This is a genomic window from Microcoleus sp. AT3-D2 (genome assembly GCF_036705715.1).
GTDB lineage: Bacteria > Cyanobacteriota > Cyanobacteriia > Cyanobacteriales > Microcoleaceae > Microcoleus.
Genome location: NZ_JAUBVE010000052.1, coordinates 26,096 through 48,918, shown reverse-complemented (window position 1 = coordinate 48,918; position 22,823 = coordinate 26,096). Strand labels below are relative to the sequence as shown.

Below are 22,823 nucleotides of genomic sequence, written 5' to 3'. Positions count from 1 at the left end.
AATATGGCACAGGCACAACGGCTCGCGGGCTATGGTCTAGACGTTTTGAAGAAGCTGTTTAGAATGAAATAGCCCTGCTTTCTATAATCTCCTCGGTCTCTCGAATCATCATCCGTAGCTGAGGGACAGAATACTCATCATTAGAGGGAATCGTTAATCGATACTCCTGATAAATCATAAACTGGTGCTTACTTCCAGAAAAAGGGCCAGAAAAGCCTAGCTGTTGTAATTTCTGGATGAACTCTCGACGCTTACAAGGTGTCCAACGGCTCAAGGCTAGGCTCCTGATTTAAATCAATATTGTCAATGACGGGCATTCGATGTCGCAATTTCAACCCTAGCAAAATCCAGTCTTCCAAAGTTGATCGCAACTCATTTTGACACTCTTTTAAAGTTGAACCAAAGGCGATGACTCCCTTGCAAACAGGAATTTTCCCAACAAAGCTATGATCTTCAAGTTTGTCATACGTAGCCTCAGCCATCGCTTTGTCAACGTATTCGCTCAGAATGAATTTTACAGTCATTGAGTTTCCTTTTGCTTGTCGAATATTGGAATCTCCTTCACAGTTACATCCATTATATTTGTTTTTGTCAAGTTCCGGGATTTAGATTTCCGAAAAATGTTTTTGCAACAAATCGTGAATAAATCGATAACGCCGATCGCCAGTTTTTTGCAGCAGCAGGCGATCGGTCGCAGCATCGAGAAAACGCCTGTAATCCCAAGGAATGTAGCCGTTAGACCACATAACTAGGCGCAATATAAACCTTTCAATCCCCGGAATTCCCGGCAACAAAGCACTAATTACCGCAGCAACAGCACCCGCAGCTATTCCCCAAATTGACCCGGAGATTAGGGTGGCAATTAATCCCAAAATCACCCAAATCAGCCCGCCAGCCAGCTTAACTCCAAACTGATACTTGCGCCGTTCATCGGCTGTTTGCAGCCAGCTAGACGGTATGCGATCGAGGTAAAATTCTTGAATTCCTTGCTGTTCCATCCTTCTCGCCAACCATCCCAGCCAGTGGCGAATTTGTTCGGGCCGCAGTTCCTTACCTCTGGGATACTGCTTGACTTGCCCGGTCATTTGGTGGCGAATATAGGCAGTTAACAAATATTTGCGCTGTTCTTCTGCGGAAGTTATGCGCTTCCAAGCTTCAATTAAAATATCGTCGTAAGCCAAAGCCATCATGCTCAAAAGCAAGGGAACTTTTGCCAATTTCAACAACTCCGGCTCGTGCTCAATGCTGTACCAAAGTTCGCGGCTTCTGGCTTCTAGCAGATAATTCTGAATTTTAGTTTCTGTTAAAGGTTTCAATAAAACCGCTGCTTGCAGGCGAAATCTAGTCTGGCAGTTTTTGTAAGCTTCAAAACTGCTGCAAGCTACTAAATGTTTGGGTTTAAATTCGCTTTCAACAAACTGATTGATTGCTTGAATGCAGATATTTTGGCGGTCGGTTTCTACTTCGTCCAAGCCGTCGAGGAGAGGCAGCAATTGTTGTTCGGCAAGCCATTTTTTGCCAACAGCAGGAGAGATGCCGTATTTGAAGTGAAGTTGAGCAATTAACCAATCTGCGATCGCCCCGGATTCTGCTTTCCACGATCCGAGTTCAAACAGCGCTGGTACTGGCAAACTAGCATCTTTTTGGGCGCGGGAAACTAACACCCGAGCTAATTCTAGCAGCGTCGTAGTTTTGCCTGCACCCGTCGCTCCCAAAATTACCAATTTGCCGCCGGTGCGATCGAACACTTTAGCAATGCTTGCTTTGGGAGGAAGCCGAAAACTCGGACGGTTCCCCGCTTTCACTTCCACATCCCAACAGCGGTTAACACCAACAGCCGACGAGTCTTGGCTGAGGTTAGCCAGCACAGCAGCGTGCAAACACTGCGATCGTCCTGCTTGGACTTCCTGCTTCACCTCCTCCAACAATCGATCGCGAGGCGGTTGTAATCTCAGAGGAATCAATTTTGACATTTTATGTACCTCGCGCTGAACGCTTACTTTCGCAAATTTGCGCGCAAATACCCCAGAGCAAGATTACCATCAGTATAGGCGTCCAGTATATATTGACTCAAATTATTGCGACAATTATCCATGTAAAATTTTATATAAAAATCCTGACCCTGTGGCCCGCACTAGGTATTTCCACTATAAATTAACTGGCGATCGCCTCAACTCCCAAACAAAAATTATTAGTATAGATACAGAGAGGGTTTTTTATGCCATTTACGAAGGGTCAAATCATCACAGTAAGCTTAGCAGGAGTGGCAACAGCGGTGGGAGTGGCTGTTGCAACTATACAGTCGGGTGCGATGAAACAATCCCATCCTCCCCTTGCAGAATCACCGGCATCCACCACAAACCAGATTGCAGGGCCGACGAACAACCTTGAATCTCGGCAACCAGAACCTCTGCAAGCACAAACCCAGGCCGCACAATCTCCGAAATCCGAACCCCAACCTGCAAAAACCCCAGCACTTCAATCCTCGCTAGTTGCAGGAGTTTCTGGGCCAAAAGTTGAGCCAGTAGTTGTCACACCGCCAAATTCGGGTTGCAAAATCAGCCAAGCTGTAGTCAGCGATCCGAATCCACCGCTAAATGTGCGATCGATCCCGCAAGTAAGGGGCAGCAACATAGTAGGAAGACTTAAAAATAATACCTTTGTTTCAGTCGTCGAAGAACAAAACGGTTGGCTGCGAATTAACGATCCGCCCGGTTGGATTGCCAAAAACCGCACCGAAAGCAGTTGTTCTAACGTCAACCAGCAGATTAATTTTCGGCGGGGAGGAGATGAGGCAATTGTTAAAGGTCGAATCATCGGCGGCGGCACCCACTCTTACATAATTCGCGCCGCTAAGGGTCAAACTATGACTGTTAGGAATCGCAAAGATGTTTTCCCCCAAATTATAACTCCTGGTGGCAAGCTTTTAGCAGGAGATGCTTATCAAGGCAATGAAACAGAGTGGACTGGAAAAGTGCCAGTAACTGGCAATTACACATTAGAACTAAACTCAAATTTCCGGGGATACGAATACGAATTTTCGGTTAAATTACGATAAGTTTTCTGACATATTTAGGGAGACGGCAGTGCCGTCTCCCTAACCGGATCTGCGACTTTTAATAAATAGTATAATTAAGGAATCTCGGAAAGTGATATATCCAAAATCGCAAACTTCTGCCAATCTTCCGAATCAAAGTGCCACCATTCAGTTGTGATACTCATAAATCCGTGTTTTTTCATCGCATCCTTAAGCACTTGACGATTTTTCCGAGATTCGGCGCTGCCGCCTTGATAATCTCCGTGAGCTTTTTCGGTAAAATCATCGTAAGGTGTTGGCATTTCCAATTCTTTGCCGGTGCGATCGACTAAAGTCAAATCAATAGCAGCACCGCGATTGTGCCGCGAACCCCTAGCAGGATTAGCAACATAGCGCGGATCTGGCATAACTTCCCACATTTGCTTAGTCACAGAGAAGGGCCTGTAGCAATCGTAAACTTTCAAACCCAATCCAATTTTTTCCAAATCTGTTTGAACTAGCGCTAACTTTTGAGCAACAGAACTTCTCAAAGCGCATTTCGATATAGGGTAAAGTTTTCGTTTCAAGAAATTGTTAGTAGTGGCGTATCGGATATCGAGGCGAATGTTGGGATTTACGGTGCGGATGTCAACCAGTCGTGCCGAACGGGGAAGTTGACTCATGAAAATACTTTCAGGTACTACTGGGTTTGGTTCTGGTTGGGTAATGTGCACTTGTGGCGGCTCCTGGGCGCGGACAAATGTTGTGTAATGCAGTGTGGTTGTAGATAGTAATATTAGAACGAATACAATTAAATATTTTGTAAATCGGTTTAATTTCATAGCTGTGTTAAGTGGATATTTAATAGAGTTTTTACATTTCCTATCTTGGGAAATTTTCGTGCTTTTCGTGTTGTCTGTCATCCCGCCAGACCGACAGGGGTTGAAACCCCTGTCTCATAGCTAAAGTCCTCTGAAGAGGACTGAAATATTTCTCTAAAACTTTTATTTTATGAGTCTTTCAGTCGGTTTTAACCGACTTTAGCTATAAGACGGGGGTTTCAACCCCGGCGGACTGTGGGACAAGCGCGAGAACGCTCGATCTCTTCTCTCTCTCTGAGTAATTTTTAATTGTTAATTATCCTCAAATTCCCAAGCGCTGATACACTAAATCTAAATGCCTCAATTGATACTGCGGATCGAAACAATCATCAATTTCTTTGGTTGTCATCTTAGCTGTTACTCGATCGTCCTTAGCAATTAAATTGTAGAAATTGCCGCCCGGTTTGTTCCAAGCTTCGTGAGCACAAGATTGCACAATTTTGTAGGCGTCTTCGCGACTGGTGCCTTTTTCTACTAAGGCTAACATCACTCGCTGGCTGAAGATGACTCCGCCGTAAAGGTTCATGTTTTGCTTCATGTTTTCGGGATAGACTAGCAGGTGTTTTACTAAGTCTGTGGTTTCTACTAACATGAAGTGAGTGACTGTAGAACTATCGGGCAAAATCATCCGTTCTACGGAACTGTGAGAGATGTCTCTTTCGTGCCAAAGTGCAACGTTTTCTAAGGCTGCGACGGCGTTGGCGCGGACGATTCTCGCCATTCCTGTCAGTCTTTCCGATCGAATCGGGTTGCGTTTGTGGGGCATGGCGGATGAGCCTTTTTGCCCTTTTGAAAAGAATTCTTCGACTTCGAGAACGTCGGTGCGTTGCAGGTTGCGGATTTCTACTGCAAAACGCTCGATCGATGCTGCTAAGAGTGCTAAGGTTTGGACGTATTCGGCGTGTCGATCGCGCGAAATGACTTGAGTCGATGCACAATCGGGTTCGAGTCCGAGGTTTTGACACGCGATCGCTTCAATTCGCGGATCGATATTAGCATAGGTTCCGACTGCGCCGGAGATTTTGCCGACTGCAATGGACGATCGCAAATTCACCAATCGGGCGCGGTTGCGAAAGACTTCTGCCAGCCATCCTGCTAGTTTAAAGCCAAAGGTGATGGGTTCGGCGTGAATTCCGTGCGATCGGCCAACCATGACGGTATTGCGATGCTGTTGAGCCTGATAGCGAATAGCTTGACTCAATTCTTCGACACGTTCTAACAAGATATTGACGCTAGCGACTAATTGCAGCGCCAAAGCGGTATCGAGCACGTCGGAACTGGTTAAGCCCAGGTGAATGTAGCGGCCGGCATCGCCTACATATTCGTTGACATTTGTCAAGAATGCGATCATGTCGTGGCGGACTTCGGCTTCAATTTCGAGGACTCGTTTGGGGTCAAAATTAGCCTTAGCTTTGATTTCTTCGACTGCGGCGGCGGGGATGTAGCCGAGTTCGGCTTGAGCTTCGCAGACAGCGATTTCTACTTGCAGCCAGCTTTTAAGCTTGGCGGTTTCAGTCCAGATGTTGCCCATTTCGGGCAAGGTGTAGCGCTCTATCACGGTGGGAGTTGGGGAATGCGATCGTCTTATTGTACATCTGCGAAGCATCCGTCTTCAGTCGGGAGGGGGAATTTCGGGCGATCGAACTATCCCTCTTCTGAGTTTGAATATTTCGTTTGTTTCGGATATTGCGTTTATGGCAGGGTAAGTGTTATCGTGAAGGAAACAACCAAGTATATGCCGGCCAAATACTTACAAACCCCTTCCAGCAATGCCTGCACAGGTTTTCCCCGATCGCAGATTCTGTCTGCTGAGGCATAAAATATTGACCCTGTGCTTCAAAAACAATCACATCAAAAAAGAGATTAATTATGTTGAACCAAAAAGCATCGCTTGAGTCTGTTTTGATTCCCGAACAAAAACAAGAAGAAATAGCAAAATTAGATCGGATTCTCAGCCACGAATTTGCACAACCAAAATTAGTCGGAAGTAACGGAGAAGAGATAGTAATTCCTGAATCAGTCTACAGCATTTTGCGTCAGGTCGTGCGTGCAATGGCATCAGGTCAAGCTATCTCTCTAGTACCTCACAATCACGAACTGACAACACAAGAAGCTGCTGATATTCTGAATGTATCCCGACCATTTCTGGTCAAGTTACTAGACCAGGGAGAAATTCCTTGTATCAAAGTAGGAAAGCATCGACGTATTCGTTTGGAGGATTTAACTTTATATAAAGAACATCGAGACAACAAACGTCGCAAACACTTGGATCGGCTAATCGAGATGACCGAAGAAGCTGGCTTGTACGAGGCATAGAAATAATTCCAACATTAATATGTCTAAGCTTAGTGCTGTCCTCGATGCTTGTGTCCTGTTTCCTATGTATCTGCGCGATACTCTGCTTTCCACCGCCGAGGCTGGTCTGTATTTACCGTATTGGTCGCAGAAAATCCTTGATGAAGCAATGAGCAACCTTGTCCGCCAAGGGATATTATGCCAGGAGAAAGCAATCCATCTTGAAGCGGAAATCAATGCAGCCTTTCCCGAAGCAATAATTGAAGTACCTGTCGGCTTAGAGCAAATCATGAAAAATGACCCTAAAGACCGTCATGTTCTTGCTGCTGCTGTAACAGCCAAGGCTGATGTCATTGTTACCAGCAATCTAGCGGATTTCAAAGAAAAGGATTTAGCTCCTTGGAACATCAAATCGCTGTCACCTGATGAGTTTATGAGCGAGCTATTTGACGAATACCCGGACTTAGTAGTGAGATTATTACGGCAACAGTCAGAAAGGTACAAAAAACCTCCGAAGACTATTGCTGAATTACTTGAATTTTTGGAAAAAAAAGCAGGTATGCCCAAATTTGCTAGTGATATTTTGTTATATGAATATAGTCTAGATATTGTGCAAACTGCGGAAACAGTCTTAAGGAACTACGGCAGACAAATACCCGAAGGCGGTAAATTTCTTGAGGGAGAGCGGTATCGTATTTGGCAGCAAGAAGAAACGCTTACAATTACTGCGAAAGATGGTAGAGGTGAAATTCTACGATTTCAGAATGAGGAAATTGAGGGGAATATCTCATCAGAGGATATCAAAGCATTCCAAATATTTGCTCAAAGCTTGGATCGAGAATCAACAATAAATACGGTTGAGGAGCAAGAAGCTGATTAAAATAACCGATTTGCAGAAGCTGAAGGAGATAGAAGAATGAATAGCCATTACAGTCTCATCATCCATTGGTCAATTGGTCAGAAGAAGATCGACTTTTTGTTGTCAGTTAGCCTGAGTTTACCGATGTCATGCAGCCTTGCACTCACGGACACACTTACGAGGAAGCGGCAAAACACGGACAAGAATTGTTAGAAACATTGATTTAACTTTATCAAGAAGATGGCAAACCTCTACCAGAACCTCAGAAGTTGGGAAAACGATTGCAGATTGCGTAAAGTTGTTAATACCAAGGATTATAAATCCAAACGCATACTATTTCATTTTTACTGACCGATCGCGTCCCTTGAGTTAGTTGGATGACTGGTAAAATAAGTGCGATCGCATCTACATCATTCATCTCAGGAGTGTCTGGTGAAGAAATGACTAGGTGACAAAATGCGATCGCCCTGCTATTAGTAGTAGCTGCAACCCGTAAAATAACGATAATTTGGTAGACTCTGACAAGTTGTTTCGTTGACGAGCGCAAACATATTGTACCCACTACCACCTACACCTGCAATCCGGTAGACAACCCCTGAACCGTTGTCAACTTGCAAACTGCCATTGTAACTCATATTCTTGACCTGCATGAACTGCGAACCCAATCGATAGTTATATCCAGAAACTGGGCCGCCATCTGGTTTCACGGCAAACATATTCCGCCCACCGCCACCAGTGGATTTAATTTTGACCAGTACAGGTCGATTTCCACCCTCTAAAACACCTGCTACAAAAAGAACATTATGCTCAGGCACCCACATCATGCCATAGAACTGCCCCAACTTCTGTTCACCTAACCATTTTCCCGTACTTGCCTCAGTTTTAGTGAGAACTTTACGTTCATTGTTGACTGAAATGTTGACATCGGCAATCTTTAAGTTGGAAGTTGAAAACACACCCTCAGCATATACAGGAATCGTCGAGAAACCAATCATTGCCAAACATAGGATTGTTACTTTTTTGAGCATAGCTTCATCTTGGAGTAATCTTTTTTACATTATTCCCCGAATCTCAAAGGTATCAGAATTGTTGAGTGGCGGAAAATGGCGGAAAAAGACGGGAGTTTGATTAAGAATATTTACAACGGGCGGATTTTAGCGGATAATGACGGATAGAGTAGGATTTAAGTAGCAAAATATGGACGCAACAGAGGTGTTGAGATATTTAGACGAACTGGTTTTCGCTCAAACAGGTAAACACCTCGATAGTCTGCAAAGAGCAATTATTAAAGGCGTTATCAACGGTCATAAATACGCCGATATTGCGAAAGAATATCAATGTACGCGAGGTCATGCAAAAGATGAAGCTTACGCACTTTGGCAAATTCTTTCTGAAGCGTTGGGAGAAGATTTGAATAAGTCAAATTTTCGTGGTTCTATTGAAAGATTGGGATTAGATAACTCTCACTATCAAATCATTGGAAATTCTGTGGTGGGTGGTAATATTAACCTCTGTCGTAATCCTTCCCAAAATAACGAAAAATATGAATTGGAAAAATTTGAATCTATAGTTAGGGAAACTCCTACACCGGTTAACGATAGGGATGACAGTATTGAAACTGAGCGAAAGCTAGCTAAACTAGAAACGATACCGCGATTAGTAAAAATTGGCTTAACGGCAGAACAAATTGCCCAAGCTCTCGATTTGTCCCTAGAAGAAGTAGAACAAAAAATGCGATAAGTTAATTAATCATGAAATATACAGTTGTTATCCAATGGTCAGAAGCAGATCGATGCTTTGTCGTGTTTTTGCCTGAATTTGAGGATCTAATGCAACCAGTAACTCACGGAGATTATTATGAAGAAGCTATCTACAATGGGCGAGAGGTACTAGACTTACTAATCGAAAGTTGTCAAGCTGAAGGTAAACCATTGCCAGCAACTAAGAAGCTAGAACGATTATTTCAGGCTGCTTAAATTTGTTCATAGCAATATCAGTTAAATATGGAATAAGTGCAAAACCGATACACTCTGCTAAGCGGGGCGAGATCGATCGCTTAAACACAGGCACGCTACATATAGCGTGCCTGCGTAAGTCCTGTTTATTATTTTGGCTTGACTTCGCCCTTGAGTGCATTTACTCAAAAAGTATTGCGATTTTCAGGGTTATTCGCTAGAATAGCCAACCTGTCAAGTAAAAAAATCCCATCAACAAGACAGACATTTCCCACATCCGCTTATGACCATTGCCTATACTCCACCTTGGCTGCTGAACAACGGCCTATTAATGACGTTGTACACCGCATTAAGGGCTAGTCGCCGCTGGGAAAAGACGATCGCTCTCCCAGAACCCCCTTACCGAGAACACATCTTTACGGGTGCCTGTGGAGTCCCGATTTTCGGCTGGGTTGCCATCCCCGAAAATCCCCGATATACCATTGTCGGCACTTACGGTATTACTGGCGATCTGGATAATCAATGGTATCTCAAGCTATTAGGCCGTAAAGCTTATGCCCAAGGCTGTGCAGTGGTGTTATTTGACTGGCGAGCTCACGGCAAAACTGCCCAACTCTCTCCCACCCTGACTTCTGATGGCCTATACGAAGGCGAAGATTTCGTTCGGATTGCTGCCGCTGCTAAAGAAATGGGATGTCCCGCGCCTTTTTGGTTCACGGGTTATTCTCTGGGCGGACAATTAGCTTTGTGGGCCGTAAAATCAGCTCAGACGATCGCAGATTGGGGACCTGACTTAGGGATCGAAGAGTCAGAACTAGCAGGCGCGGCGGTGATTTGCCCCAGCTTAGACTCGAACCGTTCTCTGTCTTATCTAGTTAAAGATGAGTGGGGGAAATTTTTAGAAAAAGCGATCGCGCGACAGTTAAAAAAACTAGCAAAACAGATCGCCGCATCGCATCCAGGGGCGATCGATCCTGCAGCTATTGAACGCGCCAACAGCATTTGGGGCTTTGACAATGAACTGGTAATTGGCCCGTTAGGTTTCTCCTCTGTGGAAGAATACTATGAGGCTAGCAGCGCTCTACACATTTTGCCTCACCTCAATAAACCCACTTACATCCTTTATGCAGCAGATGATCCGATGTTTGATCCGGTGCTTGTCTCTGAGTTGCAAGCCATTAGCGCGAACAATCCAGCCTTAAAATTAGGGCTGACAGCCTACGGCGGTCATGTTGGGTATATCAGTAGTAAACGTTGTCAGAATGAATTTGCTGATAGCGATCGGTGGTGGGCATGGAATCGGATTTTACAGTGGTTCGATGCCTTGAGTGTTGATTAAGATTATCAAATAAAACCTGAACACTCCTCGGCAATAGTTGCAGGGAGGAAATGATTAGGGGGTTTAATCGATCTAGTGCAGAACGTTAAAACTATTTCGCAAAAACACTAGAGATCTCGGCACAACCTGAATGGCTCACTGGGACTCAATTGTGCATAATTTGCACAGCCAGTTGGCTTAACCTAGATGTGACGATCGCATAAGGATTAGAAGCAATTATAGTTAATAACTGGTGAATAAATATCGATTAACTTATTCGTTTTTTTGAGAAGAGTGTCAGCTATTAACTAGGTAAAACTAAAGCTCCAACTCTCAATCTAATCAAACCGCAAAGAGCGATAATTACTCTCTCGTATTTAGAGTTCGCTGTAGTTGGCTAGCATTATTAGTGTTATCTTCCCACGTCCTTGATTGATGCCCTCGTCCTCGGCAACAACAAACAGCACCGCCTCGTACAAAATCTTATTTGAGTTGAGAGACGGGGCGATCGCGCATCAAAACCAAAGAAACCGGGTTTTTTGCCGTTGCTGTCGGTTTTAACGCCGTATTCTCGTAAAAAACCCGGTTTCTGAGTACCCGCACCTCGATTTTCAGCTTTTAGAGAGAGGTAAAAAGTCCCCCGATCGCTACACTATGATTAACTAGGAACTCAGCAATTTTGGAGAAGAGGTGAATTGAAATTCGTTTCCGACCCGCAAATAAAAGTCAAAATCCGCAAAATGAACGAGCGGGTGCGGTGGCAAGAACAGTCGATCGTCGATCGGGGAATCGACCAAACTCGGATGGTTTTGGAATCTCAAACCACCGACTCTCCTGAGTTTTCGTTTTTAGTCGTAGGCGACAGCGGCACGGGCAATCACCGCGGCCACAATCCCCAGCGGCAGATTGCCGAACAGATGGTCTCCGAACGCGAAACTTGCCGTTTCCTCCTCCACACCGGCGATGTAGTTTATCTCGTCGGTTCCAGCGAATATTACTTGCAAAACTTTATTCGCCCCTACCGAGAATTTATAGTCGGCGGCGAGCATCCCTCTCGCATTGCGTACGATCGCATGGTGTTTAACTTTCCGTTTTTGCCCGTACCGGGAAACCACGACTATTACGACTTGCCCATAGTCTACGGCATTCTGTCGGCGACAGCTTTGCCGCTGCGCCGGCTGTTGGGTTCCAAGTTGGATCTCGATGTCGGCTGGCGCGGTTCCGATCGCGGAAATACCTACGCCAAAGCCTTTCTCGACTACCTGCAAGCTCACAAAATGCCGGGAGAACTCGATCGCCACTTAGACGCCCACTACACCGCCAGCACCAGCACAGGCCGCTGCATCCGCTACCAACCCGGACGCTTTACCCGCTTACCCAACCGCTACTACACCTTTCGCAGCGGCGGCATCGACTTCTTCGCCCTCGACTCCAACACCTTCAACGAGCCCTTACCGATCCCGAAAACCAAACAGGGCGACATTCGCCGCCAGAATTTGGAACTCGATCGCCAGAAGTTGGAACAAGAAAAATTGGTAATGCTCGAAATGTGCGATCGGCTCAACCCCCAAATTCCCGAGGAAGCCGAACAGCTAGACGACTTGGCCGCCAAATTAGAGCAAGTTGACGAAATGTTGATGGATATTGACAAACAACTGTCCCCCGACAAAACAGCCGCTACCGACGTTGAACAGCTCGAATGGCTGAAAAAAAGGCTGATTAACTCTTGGCGTGATTCCGAGGTGCGGGGGCGGGTAATTTACCTGCACCATCCCCCCTACGTGACCGAGGCGACAAAGTGGAATCAAGCTCAAACTTTGGCGGTTCGGTTGCGATTGCGCGAGGTACTCGATGGGGTGGCCGATGCCGTTGGGGAGGCGGCGCAGGGGCGTCCGCTAGTAGATTTGGTGCTGACTGGCCACGCTCACTGTTTGGAATACCTGCGGACTGGGGATACTGGACACGGTGACTCTGGGATTAATTGGATTGTCTGCGGGGGAAGCGGGCACAGTCTCCGCCGCCAGCGCCCGGAAGGGCCGATGTTGGAGGAAGCATTGAGTCCTGAAGCTTATCGGTTGGCGCGGCAGTCTGGTTCCGAAACAGCTAGCCGGCGGGTAGCGGAGTCTTTGCTATTTGTCGGCCGCAGCGGTCAAGGTTCCCACAAACGCCGTCCTTATTCGTGTTTGCGGATTGATGTTCTCGATGGGTGTCCCCCGAAGTTCCGCATCCGACCTATGGTTGTCGAACGATTTGAGGGGAAATGGCAGGAGATATCGATCGAACCTTTTGTGATTTAACTTTCGTTTTTCTGCAAGTTTCGATCGCCCTTAAACAGGTGGACTTTGACCGATTCCGGTTTCCGCTTTTTTAAGGCTAGAGGCGATCGAGAGCCGAACGATCGCACAAAATACTTTTATCAATTTAATTCAGGACAAAAATTCAATGATTGCTAACTTAACCGCCACCGGCTGGGAAATTATTTACCACCGCGCCCATGCTTTGCTCGCCGCCCAACTTGGCGGACAGTGGAAGCGCTCGAAATCTCCGCTTCGCTTGTACGAAACCATAGCCGCGATTTCGCATCACGATGATTTGGAGAAAGAGTGGGAAGATAATATTTTAACTGAAGCGGGCGCGCCCTTTGATTTTACGTTGCAGACGGAAACTTCTCTACCTAAAATTAAAGCCATGACGGAGAATTCCCTATATCGCGGTAGGTGGGTAGCAATGCTAATTTCTATGCACATGAGCTATCTCAATGAAGGAAAGCGGGGAGAGTCGAAGGAACTCGACGAGTTTTTGGACGAACAACTGGAAAATCAAAAAAAATGGCAAAAAGAGTTGAATATTTCTGAGGAAGATGCTAAGGCAGCTTATGCTTTTTTCCAGTGGTGCGATCGGCTATCATTAATTCTTTGCTGCCGCGAGTTACCCGCCGGAGAACGAGCTTTAGAAATTACTGTCGGCCCGGACGGCAAGCGCTACGATATTTTACAGCAGAGCAACGAACTCGTGACTGTAACTCCTTGGCCTTTTGAAGACGATAAGTTTACTGTGAACGTCGAAGCGTGCAATTTGGATAAAGTCAAGTTTGACAGCAACGAGGAAATTAAGGAAGCGCTGCAAAAAGCTCCGCGCCAAGTCTTAGAGTGGACTTTTGTCAAGTCTTAATTAAACCTTTGAAAAATAGGTGAGGGTTGTTGTCGAAGTTTAGCGGGCATGACATTTGTGTTAACTTAATGTTAAAACCATGTCTCATATTATGTCGGGTCGATTACCCCTAATAAGGTAGGGGCGGGTTCACGAAAAATATCTGCCAATAATTGACAATCTCAAAAACCCGCCCTGTTAATCGCGGTCACTCGATCGGACATGATATCAATCAGCGTTATAGTTGAGTCTTGCTCTCCCTTAACTCCCCTTAATAAGGGGGGGATAAGAACAGTCAAAATGGGTCTTATTAAGGGGGATGTGATGGCTATCGAAACTTCGAGACCAACGAAAAAAAATCGAGGGTTTCAGTTCAGCCATTATCCATTACCTATTACCTATTACCAACTATGAAACGTTCAGCTTGCCTAATTTTCAATCCAGTCGCCGGCAACAGCGACCCCGACCAAGACTTAGCTAGAATTCAGGAACTTTTAGAGCCTTTTATTGACTTAGACATTCGTCTAACAACCCCAGAATTAGACGCAGATCAAATCGCCCGCGAAGCAGTTGATAGAGGAGTTGAGGAAATTATTGCTTGCGGGGGCGACGGCACATTATCTGCAGTTGCTGGGGCGATTGTGGGCACAAATATTCCTTTAGGAATTATTTCGCGGGGAACGGCTAATGCTTTTGCTAATGCTTTAGATATTCCGAATACAATTGAAACCGCCTGCGCCACTATTTTTGGAGGGTTGACGCGGGTGGTGGATGCGGCGATTTGCAACGGTGAAATGCCGATGGTTTTGTTATCGGGAGTGGGTTTTGAGGCAGAAACCGTCGAACTAGCCGATCGCGAAATGAAGAATCGCTGGGGAATGCTGGCTTACATTTTGTCGGGAATTAAACAGTTAAACAATTTAGAAAGATTTGAAGCGGAAATCGAAACGGAAGATAGAATTATCAGCCTTACTGCTGTCGCGGTGACAGTGGCGAATGCAGCGCCGCCTACTTCGATTTTAGCTCAAGGCCCGGCGGGGATCGTTTTTGATGACGGCTTGCTGGACGTGACGCTGGTGGCGCCTGAGAATAAAGCTGGGGCGATCGCAGCTTCTTATCACCTTTTGCAAACAGCTTTGAGCGGCAATCCTACGGATCGCGACGACATTGGTTATTTGCGAGCAAAAAAAGTAACAATTAGTGCCGATCCGCCTCAAAAAGTGGTTGTAGACGGCGAACTCATCGGCATGACTCCGGTTTCTATTGAGTGCGTTCCGGGAGGTTTAACTATTTTTGTACCGCGAGTAGAAGAAGAACCTGTGGTGGAAAAACTCACCGGTTTAGCGGACATCGAAATTACATTGAAACCCTCAACTTAAAATTTTTAGCGACACAAACAATAAGAAAGACCGTCCGAGCGGTCTTTAATTTTTATGCGTCTAAAATTTGGCGAATGCGACGCTCCAAACGTTCTAAGTCGAGTCCGCCTTCATCGCGGCTGATGCGGCGCACGGTGACGTTAACATTGCTCAAATCTGCCAGCAAATCTTGCAGGATTTCTTGTTGCTGCCGAGCTTGAGTTATTTCGCGCGGTTCCTGCACCAAATCGCGAACAATTGTATCTTCCGCGCGCGAAGCCACGATCGGGTCTGCTTCGCCGTCTACGTGCACGAAAGTGCGCCGACCGGGCCCGCGTTCTTCTTCAATTGGTATTACTGCTGTTACTCGATCGGAGCGTACATATTTGCCAAATCCCAGGTGGACTAAGACAGAAGATTGTATTTTCATAGATAGCAAATTTTATTTGTTAGTTATCTATATTTTAACTTTTAAATATCGTATATAACAACTCAATTAGAGCTATTATTGCTACAATTTATTTCGGTTTTTAGTGTGTTTTATAGTTGTAAAATTTCCTAAAAAATGCTAAGTTAATTAACTGAATATAACTTACCAACGGTGGGTCAGAAACCGGGTTTTTTAGGAAAAGACGCGCTCCGACCAGCAGATTCCGTAAAAACCCGGTTTCTTTGGTCGGAGCGCGTAAATCCTGTTACCATAATAAAAATAGAGCTGTTTGCGATCATCGCCCGCAGCGCATTTCAGGGACACAGCCTACCGATTCTAGATTTGAGCATTACTTCCACAGAAAAACAGGAAAGCCTAAATCATGCTAATTAGTCTCGACTTAGTTATCAGTCTCCTGACGACAATTCCCTTCGGCACCCTACAAGACAAGCTTCAGCGCAACGAAAGAGTCATCAAAATCTTAAAAAAATTTAACCTCGATCCTGATGCTCCGCCCGCAGATTTTAGCGGAGTTTACGTTTATACTTTAGTCGAGTACGGCGCTGGCAAACCCAAACAAATTTTAGAACTGTTTCGCCAAAAAGAGATTGAATCAGCATTTCGCAAAGCCTTCGAGTCCGATAGCCCAGCCATTTTAATTCAAGCAGGCGATGAGTTTCTCAGCGAGTCTGCTTTGGGTCGGGAACTCCGAAATTTAGGGATTGACCCCAGACGGGAATTCATGGCGTTTGCGGCCGTGTTTATGGAGGTAGCAAAGCGGACGAGATCGATCAACGACGTGATGGTGGGAAATTCGATCGCATCTTTGCAAAAACGCCTATCTTTGGTAATGGATCGCATCGAACGCCTGCCCACTATCGAAGGAATTCGCACCGAGTTTGCACGACTGGAAGCTGAAGATTATCCCGCACTTCCCGCCGCCGCCGCATCAACTAATATTCAAAAGTCTCAAGCTTTTATTTTATCACAGCAAGTTCGTGGTTGGTTTGAAACATTAAGTTATAAGTTTGAAACCTATCACATCTCGGAAGATAACTATTTTGAATGGATTATCAATGTTCCCGTCAGACGCAATCGGTACGATCGCATTTTAGTGCGCGGAATAGCCGGAGAAGCCGGACTCAGAGACATCTCAGCCTTGCGCGAGTCGGTAGAAAAACAGCGCACCGATGAAGGCTGGTTAGTTACGGCCCGCCGCATCAGTCGCGCCGCGCGGGATGAAGTAGAGAAAGCCGAAAATCGTAATTTAGCTTGCTATACGTTCGATGAATTACTCGACCAAGATGCCGATTTTACCGCTTATCTGGATTGGCTAGAAACAGAAATTACCAGCCGGAAAATTAATACAAAATACGTGCCGCTAGCTTGTACGAAAGAAGAAATCGACCCCGATACTCACCGCAAGATAGGCGTGAGTCATTATGGCCAAGGAGATGGCTGGATCGAAGGTTATCTTGACCTGTGGTTGAATGACCCAGTAAAAGAACATATTTCAGTTTTAGGAGAATTTGGAACTGGAAAAAGTTGGTTTGCGATGCACTATGCTTGGATGGCGCTGCAACGCTACCGAAATGCTCAAAAGCGGGGATTAGAACGTCCGCGTTTGCCGTTAGTAATTCCTTTGCGAGATTACGCCAAAGCAGTTAGTGTCGAGTCGCTATTTTCCGAGTTTTTCTTTCGCAAGCACGAGATACCTTTGGCGGGTTATTCGGCTTTTGAACAGCTAAATCGGATGGGCAAGTTTCTGTTGATTTTCGATGGTTTTGATGAAATGGCCGCTAAGTGCGATCGGCAAGAAACCATCAACAACTTCTGGGAATTAGCAAAAGCCGTCGTTCCCGGCGCAAAAGTCATCCTCACTTGCCGTACCGAACACTTTCCTGAAGGCAAGGAAGGACGGGCATTGTTCAATGCAGAACTGCAAGCATCAACAACCATTTTAACAGGCGAAATTCCCCAATTTGAAGTCTTAGAATTAGAAAAATTTAACGACGACCAAATTAGGCAAGCGCTGTCATTTCAAACAGAAGCGGCGACTGTCGAAAAAGTGATGGGAAACCCGCAACTATTGGATTTAGCGCGTCGCCCGGTGATGACCGAGTTAATTTTGGAAGCATTGCCCGATATTGAAGCTGGAAAACCAGTCGATATGTCGCGGATTTATCTGTATGCGGTGCGGCGGAAGATAGAGAGAGATATCAAAGCAGAACGTACTTTTACTTCAGTAGCAGATAAGCTTTACTTTTTGTGCGAACTGTCTTGGGAAATGCTGTCTACCAACCAAATGAGTCTCAATTATCGCGGTTTTCCCGATCGCATTCGAGACCTGTTTGGTTCCGTCGTGCAGGAGGAAAAAGACTTAGACCACTGGCACTACGACATGATGGGTCAAACGATGCTAATTCGCAATGCAGATGGGGATTATACTCCAGCCCATCGTTCGTTATTAGAGTTTTTTGTCGCTTACAAATTTGCAGCGGAATTGGGAGTTTTGGCCGCAGATTTTACCGAATTAGTTGCGCCCGAACAGTCTTGTTTAGATCCTAATGCAGCGCCTCAAAAATATACTTGGTCTAATTATTGTCGATTGCAAGCCCAAAAGAGAAACAATGGTGAACTTATCGCGCCTTTGCAGGGATTTACTACTGAAGATTTAGGGCAACTTTGTCAGAGTTTCGGAAAAGCGCCGCTGACAAAAGCTGTGATGGATTTGTTGTTACCAATGGTAGGGGCGGTGTCCTCGTGCCGGCCCTGCCTTGATGTAGGGGCAGCTACGGAGGAATTATTGGAAATTCTGGAAGCAACGCGGGGAAAAACAGAAAGTGAGGTGGGTTATGTGGGAGGGAATGCGGCGACGCTGTTGGTGAAAATCGATCGCACTGCGTTAGAAACAAAAGACCTGTCTCGTGCGGTTATTTTAGGTGCTGATTTTACAAATGCGACGCTGCGTCACGTCAACTTTGCTGAAGCTAATTTGGCTAATTCTGATTTTACTAAAATCTTCGGAAGGGTTCGGTCAGTAATATTTAGTCCTGATGGCAAACTGTTAGCTACAGGTGATAGTGATGGCGTAGTTCGCTTGTGGGAAGCTAGCACTGGCAGAGAAATATTGACCTGTAAAGGACATACCAACGTGGTGGAGTCAGTGGCCTTCAGTCCTGACGGTGAGATACTTGCTAGCGGGAGTTATGACAAAACAATCAAGTTATGGGATGTCAAGAGTGGTGAATGTTTAAAAGTGTTGCAGGGACATACCGAATCAGTAATGTTTGTCACCTTCAATCCTGATGGAAATATACTTGCTAGTGGGAGTTTCGATCGCACGATAAGGTTATGGGATATCCGCAGGGGTGAATGCCTCAAAACTTTGCAACACCATACTAAAGTTGTATTTTCAGTTGCTTTCCATCCTGCTGGTGAAATACTTGCTAGTGGAAGCGGCGACAAAACAGTGAGGTTGTGGAATATCGGTAGCGGTGAATGTCTCAAAACTTTGCAAGGTCATACTAAAAACGTGTTTTCAGTTGCTTTCGATTCTGCTGGTGAAATACTTGCTAGTGGAAGCGCCGACAAAACAGTGAGGCTGTGGAATATCGGTAGCGGTGAATGTCTCAAAACTTTGGAGGGACATTTCGATCAAGTACGGTCTATCGCCTTGAGTCCTTCGGGCGAAATACTGGCAAGTGGAAGTTTCGATCAAACTGCGAAACTGTGGGATATTCGCACTGGTGAATGCTTGAATACTTTGCAAGGACATTGTAATCAAGTAGGGTCAGTGGCTTTCCATCCTGCGGGTGAAATACTTGTTAGCGGTAGTTATGACCAAACGCTGAGGCTGTGGGCTATTAGCAGCGGTGAATGCTTGAATACGTTGCAAGGGCATAGCACTCAAGTAAGGTCAGTAGCCTTTAGTCCAAACGGTGAAATTCTTGCCAGCGGCGATGACGAACAAACAGTCAGGCTGTGGGATGTCAACACTGGTGAATGCCTGCAAATCTTGCAGGGACATCTCGACCGGGTACATTTAGTTGCCTTCCATCCCAACGGTGAAATACTTGCTAGCGGTAGTTATGACCAAACGTTGAGGCTGTGGGATGTCAACACTGGTGAATGCCTCCATACTTTGCCAGAGTGTGGAAAGGAAGTACGCTCGATCGCCTTTAATCCTTCGGGTGAAATACTTGCCAGTGGTAGTTATGACCAAACGGTGAGGCTGTGGGATATCCGCAGTGGTGAGTGCCTCAAAACCTGGCAAGGGCATAACACTTCATTATACTCGGTTGCCTTCAGTCCCTTGGGCGAAATATTTGCCAGTACAGGTTATGACGGAACGGTGAGGCTGTGGGATATCCATACTGGTGAATGCCTCCAAATCTTGCAGGGGCATACCGGTTCGGCACGCGCGATCGCCTTTAGCCAGAATGGTGAATTAGTTGCTAGTGGAAGTGTGGATCAAAAAGTAAGACTATGGGATATCAACAGCGGTGAATGCCTCAATATTTTTCACGGGCATACTGATTGGATAAGTTCAGTTGCCTTTAGTTATTCTGGTGAAATAGTTGCTAGTGGAAGTGTCGATCTAACGGTAAGACTATGGGATATTCGTACAGGTGAATGTCTCAAAATTTTACAAGGTCATACCAGTAGAATTAACTATGTTGCCTTCAATTCAGAGGATCAAATTATTGCTGCTTGCAGTCGGGATGGCACAATTATGATTTGGGAGATTGAGACCGGTGAGTGCCTCAAAATACTCAAAAGTGACAGACCTTATGAAAACATGAATATTGCAGGAGTTACGGGTTTAACAGAAGTTGAAAAAGCCACGCTCAAAGCTTTAGGGGCTGTTGAAAATTAATCATCGAAAAGTAGAAACTATGCAGTCAGCAATACGGATTACAACCAAAGTTCTTGCAGGAAATAAACTTGAAATTCAAGTGCCACCTGGATCGGTGGGCGAAGAGGTTGAAGTTTTTGTGATCATACCAGAAAAGCCGCAAGGCAGGCGGCGTAAGGTGTTGGAATTGCTTACAGAAATCCGCAGCCGTCATGTCTCTAGAACTGTTGAAGAAATTGACCGGGAACTAGAAGAAGAAAGAAACTCATGGGACAACTAAACCTACCATCCTCTGCTACAATTTACTTGGATACACAAGTCATTATTTACACCGTTGAAGCTCACCCGAATTACTATTCGCTTCTCCAACCCTTGTGGCTGAAGTTTCAAACAGGTGAGATTGAACTTATGACCAGTGAATTGACGTTACTGGAAACCTTAGTTTTCCCTCTGAAAAATGCTAACACTATCTTAGTCAGTGACTACGAACAACTTTTATTATCCTCAGATATACAGCTAGTTCCCATCACTCAATCTGTACTGAGAACAGCAGCTAATTTAAGAGCTAATACCAATCTCAAAACCCCTGATGCTATTCATGCTGCAACAGCCATCAGTGAAGGTTGTACGCTGTTTCTCACCAATGACAATGGATTTCGTAATGTTCCCAATCTATCTGTTGTCATCCTGAGTGATGTTTTGGCATCATAATCATAGGCGATCGCATTCCCAAAATAATGCTATTCTTCTCTTTGGATATATCTGAAAACCTGTTCAACCGTCAGGTTGACTTCGGGGAAGGCAGATGACAAAATACGATTTCTGATAGGACTTACACACGGGTGGTCAGAAACCGGGTTTTTTACGAGAATACTTCGTTGAGGCCAGCAGAAACGGCCAAAAACCCGGTTTCTAACGTAGCCTACTGACTAAACTGTTGAGCGTAGTAGCCAGCATATCGATCGCCCTTTTCCAGCAACTCCTCGTGCGTCCCTGATTCGACAATTCTGCCTTTTTCCAAAACTAAAATGCGATCGGCTCTCCGCACAGTAGCCAAGCGGTGCGCGATAATAAACACAGTGCGATCGCGCATCAATCTTTCCAGCGCTTCTTGCACTAAACCTTCGGATTCCGAATCCAGCGCAGATGTAGCCTCATCCAAAATCAATATTCTCGGATCGAGCAAAACTGCACGGGCGATCGCAATTCTTTGTTTTTGTCCCCCAGATAAGTTTACACCCCTTTCTCCTACCCAAGTTTGGTAGCCGTCAGGAAACTGACTAATAAATTGATGAGCGTTGGCAATCTCCGCAGCTTTTTGAACATCTTTCAGTTCATAATAAGATTGACCGAAAGCGATATTTTGAGCGATCGTACCCGAAAAAAGAATAGTTTCCTGCGGTACAATGCCGATTTGCCGCCGCAGAGTATTTAAGGTGACATCTTGAATATCAATACCATCAATTAAAATCTGTCCCGCTTGCGGATCGTAAAATCTGGGTAACAAGTTTACTAAAGTAGTTTTACCCGCACCCGATGCGCCCACGAGAGCAATCATTTCTCCGGGCAGCACCAACAAACTCATATTTTGTAAAATCGGTGTCTCTGAGTTATAGGCAAAATTAATGTTGCGGTATTCGACTTTACCTGTAACATGGGGAAGTTCAGTTGCCCCCGGCTTTTCGACTACTGTCGGTTGAATTGCTAATAATTCAAAAATGCGATCGCTAGAAGCTTCTCCCTGCTTGAAATCGCCGTAATTAGCAGTGGTAATAGCGATCGGATCAATTAAAAGTGCCACCCCTGCGATATAACTGATAAATTGAGTACCTGTGAGATTTCCTTGAGAAATTTGCCAACCTCCCAAGAAAAAGAGCAAAATTACGCTCATCGCTTCCAGAAAGCCAACTACAACGAACTGAAGTGCTTTTACTCTTTCTGACAAATACTTAGCGCGGCGGTTTTGTTCTGCTTCTTCTGCAAAGCGGGCAATTTCGTAGTCTTCAGCCACAAATGCTTTGATTAAACGAATGCCGCTGAATACTTCTGTCAGCAAAGCTGATAAATCAGAGATACGATTTTGACTTTGCCGCGAGTAACTTAGCAGTTTCTCCCCAAACCAACCAATTAAAATAGCCATCAGCGGTGCAATAATTAATGCACCTAAAGTTAATTGCCAGTTGAGATAAATCATATATCCCAGAACCGCAATTAGCTGCAAAACACAAGGGATAAATTGATGAAAAAATTTATTTACGACTTCGCCAATGCGGTCAATATCTTCGGTGAGGCGGTAGGATAAGTCTCCGGTTTTGGCAGTTTCAAAGTAGCCGATATTGAGTTTTTGCAGGTGGGAGTAGACTTTTTTGCGGATTTCTAAAGCAATAGTCAAAGCTGCTTTTGCCATCAGCGTATCTTGACCGTACTGGGCTGTACCGCGAATTAGAAATATAATGGCGCTGAGTGCAGCAATTTGAGCGAACCCCTGTAAATCTCCTTTACCTATAAATTTGGCAGTTTCGCCAACTAGCCACGCTATAATTGGCCAAAATATGGTAAATACTACGGTACAAGCTAATGCTTTACCGATGGTTTGTTTTTGGGGACGGAGGTAGGGTAAGATTTGCCAGTATGTCGATCGAGTTTTCAAGATATTTTGCCCTCGCAAATTCTGTTTTTGGGAATCTCTGCAAGAATATTCAA

General features: G+C 45.2%; 19 protein-coding genes. 12 read left to right on the top strand and 7 right to left on the bottom strand.

The features are described 5' to 3' along the window. Window positions 1-251: 251 nt before the first annotated feature. Together QUB44_RS20375 and QUB44_RS20370 are read right to left on the bottom strand one after the other, a co-directional pair. Window positions 252-524: a type II toxin-antitoxin system HicB family antitoxin gene (locus QUB44_RS20375; protein WP_333370241.1), complete on the bottom strand. Its 273-nt coding sequence runs from the start codon at window positions 522-524 to the stop codon at window positions 252-254. 81 nt (window positions 525-605) lie between these two features. Continuing rightward, a complete protein-coding gene (locus QUB44_RS20370) occupies window positions 606-1,973 on the bottom strand; it encodes an NACHT domain-containing protein (protein WP_333370239.1) in 1,368 nt (455 codons plus the stop codon). Between the two features lie 245 nt (window positions 1,974-2,218). Between QUB44_RS20370 and QUB44_RS20365 the strand changes: the two genes are divergently transcribed. Further along, entirely contained in the window at window positions 2,219-3,058 is an 840-nt protein-coding gene (locus QUB44_RS20365) for an SH3 domain-containing protein (RefSeq protein ID WP_333370237.1), read from the top strand. 74 nt (window positions 3,059-3,132) lie between these two features. Here QUB44_RS20365 and QUB44_RS20360 read toward each other — a convergent pair whose 3' ends face one another. Together QUB44_RS20360 and purB are read right to left on the bottom strand one after the other, a co-directional pair. After that, on the bottom strand, window positions 3,133-3,858 hold the full coding sequence (locus tag QUB44_RS20360; RefSeq protein WP_333370235.1) for a M15 family metallopeptidase: 726 nt from the start codon (window positions 3,856-3,858) through the stop codon (window positions 3,133-3,135). A 301-nt stretch (window positions 3,859-4,159) separates the two neighbouring features. Next, window positions 4,160-5,455 (bottom strand): adenylosuccinate lyase, encoded by a 1,296-nt coding sequence (gene purB, locus QUB44_RS20355; protein ID WP_333198176.1) that lies wholly within the window; start codon window positions 5,453-5,455, stop codon window positions 4,160-4,162. A gap of 311 nt (window positions 5,456-5,766) precedes the next feature. Here purB and QUB44_RS20350 point away from each other — a divergent pair, with 311 nt between their 5' ends. Both QUB44_RS20350 and QUB44_RS20345 read left to right on the top strand, forming a co-directional pair. Continuing rightward, complete coding sequence (locus tag QUB44_RS20350; RefSeq protein ID WP_333103939.1) at window positions 5,767-6,213, top strand: helix-turn-helix domain-containing protein; 447 nt, start codon at window positions 5,767-5,769, stop codon at window positions 6,211-6,213. Window positions 6,214-6,232: 19 nt separating this feature from the next. Further along, window positions 6,233-7,072 carry a PIN domain-containing protein gene (locus QUB44_RS20345; RefSeq protein ID WP_333370233.1) on the top strand — a complete coding sequence of 280 codons (840 nt, stop codon included), beginning with the start codon at window positions 6,233-6,235 and terminating at the stop codon, window positions 7,070-7,072. A 452-nt stretch (window positions 7,073-7,524) separates the two neighbouring features. Here QUB44_RS20345 and QUB44_RS20340 read toward each other — a convergent pair whose 3' ends face one another. Beyond that, on the bottom strand, window positions 7,525-8,079 hold the full coding sequence (locus QUB44_RS20340) for a hypothetical protein (RefSeq protein WP_333370231.1): 555 nt from the start codon (window positions 8,077-8,079) through the stop codon (window positions 7,525-7,527). A gap of 169 nt (window positions 8,080-8,248) precedes the next feature. On the opposite strand from QUB44_RS20340, the gene QUB44_RS20335 reads away from it, so the two are divergent. The 6 genes from QUB44_RS20335 (at window position 8,249) to QUB44_RS20310 (ending at window position 14,853) form a co-directional block, all read left to right on the top strand. Then, the gene (locus tag QUB44_RS20335) at window positions 8,249-8,791 is read left to right on the top strand and encodes a hypothetical protein (protein WP_333370229.1); all 543 of its coding nucleotides are present in this window, start codon (window positions 8,249-8,251) and stop codon (window positions 8,789-8,791) included. An 89-nt stretch (window positions 8,792-8,880) separates the two neighbouring features. Then, window positions 8,881-9,027, top strand: a complete 147-nt coding sequence (locus QUB44_RS20330; RefSeq protein ID WP_445299911.1) for a type II toxin-antitoxin system HicB family antitoxin — start codon at window positions 8,881-8,883, stop codon at window positions 9,025-9,027. 262 nt (window positions 9,028-9,289) lie between these two features. Then, a complete protein-coding gene (locus tag QUB44_RS20325; RefSeq protein ID WP_333370224.1) occupies window positions 9,290-10,345 on the top strand; it encodes an alpha/beta fold hydrolase in 1,056 nt (351 codons plus the stop codon). A gap of 674 nt (window positions 10,346-11,019) precedes the next feature. Beyond that, window positions 11,020-12,621, top strand: a complete 1,602-nt coding sequence (locus tag QUB44_RS20320; protein WP_333370222.1) for a metallophosphoesterase — start codon at window positions 11,020-11,022, stop codon at window positions 12,619-12,621. Window positions 12,622-12,766: 145 nt separating this feature from the next. Then, on the top strand, window positions 12,767-13,495 hold the full coding sequence (locus QUB44_RS20315; RefSeq protein WP_333370219.1) for a DUF3891 family protein: 729 nt from the start codon (window positions 12,767-12,769) through the stop codon (window positions 13,493-13,495). A 389-nt stretch (window positions 13,496-13,884) separates the two neighbouring features. Next, the gene (locus QUB44_RS20310; protein WP_333370217.1) at window positions 13,885-14,853 is read left to right on the top strand and encodes a YegS/Rv2252/BmrU family lipid kinase; all 969 of its coding nucleotides are present in this window, start codon (window positions 13,885-13,887) and stop codon (window positions 14,851-14,853) included. 52 nt (window positions 14,854-14,905) lie between these two features. On the opposite strand, the gene QUB44_RS20305 is transcribed toward QUB44_RS20310, so the two are convergent. Further along, a complete protein-coding gene (locus tag QUB44_RS20305) occupies window positions 14,906-15,262 on the bottom strand; it encodes a hypothetical protein (protein WP_006631047.1) in 357 nt (118 codons plus the stop codon). Window positions 15,263-15,644: 382 nt separating this feature from the next. On the opposite strand from QUB44_RS20305, the gene QUB44_RS20300 reads away from it, so the two are divergent. Genes QUB44_RS20300 through QUB44_RS20290 form a run of 3 tightly spaced genes read left to right on the top strand, consistent with a single transcriptional unit; the run spans window position 15,645 to window position 20,831 of the window. After that, window positions 15,645-20,141 (top strand): WD40 domain-containing protein, encoded by a 4,497-nt coding sequence (locus tag QUB44_RS20300; RefSeq protein ID WP_333370215.1) that lies wholly within the window; start codon window positions 15,645-15,647, stop codon window positions 20,139-20,141. Window positions 20,142-20,160: 19 nt separating this feature from the next. Continuing rightward, window positions 20,161-20,400, top strand: a complete 240-nt coding sequence (locus tag QUB44_RS20295; protein ID WP_333253403.1) for a hypothetical protein — start codon at window positions 20,161-20,163, stop codon at window positions 20,398-20,400. Next, window positions 20,388-20,831, top strand: a complete 444-nt coding sequence (locus QUB44_RS20290) for a type II toxin-antitoxin system VapC family toxin (protein ID WP_333093073.1) — start codon at window positions 20,388-20,390, stop codon at window positions 20,829-20,831. Before QUB44_RS20295 ends, QUB44_RS20290 begins: the two co-directional genes overlap by 13 nt. A gap of 211 nt (window positions 20,832-21,042) precedes the next feature. Here the strand turns inward: QUB44_RS20290 and QUB44_RS20285 are convergent, their stop codons facing one another. Then, a complete protein-coding gene (locus QUB44_RS20285) occupies window positions 21,043-22,770 on the bottom strand; it encodes an ABC transporter ATP-binding protein (RefSeq protein WP_333370213.1) in 1,728 nt (575 codons plus the stop codon). Between the last annotated feature and the right edge of the window lie 53 nt (window positions 22,771-22,823).

Bases quoted from the DNA above. Each gene is read 5' to 3' on its own strand.
- QUB44_RS20325 (WP_333370224.1), top strand. From the start codon at position 9,290: ATGACCATTGCCTATACTCCACCTTGGCTGCTGAACAACGGCCTATTA.
- QUB44_RS20300 (WP_333370215.1), top strand. From the start codon at position 15,645: ATGCTAATTAGTCTCGACTTAGTTATCAGTCTCCTGACGACAATTCCC.
- QUB44_RS20290 (WP_333093073.1), top strand. From the start codon at position 20,388: ATGGGACAACTAAACCTACCATCCTCTGCTACAATTTACTTGGATACA.
- QUB44_RS20365 (WP_333370237.1), top strand. From the start codon at position 2,219: ATGCCATTTACGAAGGGTCAAATCATCACAGTAAGCTTAGCAGGAGTG.
- QUB44_RS20305 (WP_006631047.1), bottom strand. From the start codon at position 15,262: ATGAAAATACAATCTTCTGTCTTAGTCCACCTGGGATTTGGCAAATAT.
- QUB44_RS20310 (WP_333370217.1), top strand. From the start codon at position 13,885: ATGAAACGTTCAGCTTGCCTAATTTTCAATCCAGTCGCCGGCAACAGC.
- QUB44_RS20370 (WP_333370239.1), bottom strand. From the start codon at position 1,973: ATGTCAAAATTGATTCCTCTGAGATTACAACCGCCTCGCGATCGATTG.
- QUB44_RS20375 (WP_333370241.1), bottom strand. From the start codon at position 524: ATGACTGTAAAATTCATTCTGAGCGAATACGTTGACAAAGCGATGGCT.
- QUB44_RS20350 (WP_333103939.1), top strand. From the start codon at position 5,767: ATGTTGAACCAAAAAGCATCGCTTGAGTCTGTTTTGATTCCCGAACAA.
- QUB44_RS20315 (WP_333370219.1), top strand. From the start codon at position 12,767: ATGATTGCTAACTTAACCGCCACCGGCTGGGAAATTATTTACCACCGC.
- QUB44_RS20335 (WP_333370229.1), top strand. From the start codon at position 8,249: ATGGACGCAACAGAGGTGTTGAGATATTTAGACGAACTGGTTTTCGCT.
- QUB44_RS20360 (WP_333370235.1), bottom strand. From the start codon at position 3,858: ATGAAATTAAACCGATTTACAAAATATTTAATTGTATTCGTTCTAATA.
- QUB44_RS20345 (WP_333370233.1), top strand. From the start codon at position 6,233: ATGTCTAAGCTTAGTGCTGTCCTCGATGCTTGTGTCCTGTTTCCTATG.
- QUB44_RS20295 (WP_333253403.1), top strand. From the start codon at position 20,161: ATGCAGTCAGCAATACGGATTACAACCAAAGTTCTTGCAGGAAATAAA.
- QUB44_RS20340 (WP_333370231.1), bottom strand. From the start codon at position 8,079: ATGCTCAAAAAAGTAACAATCCTATGTTTGGCAATGATTGGTTTCTCG.
- QUB44_RS20330 (WP_445299911.1), top strand. From the start codon at position 8,881: ATGCAACCAGTAACTCACGGAGATTATTATGAAGAAGCTATCTACAAT.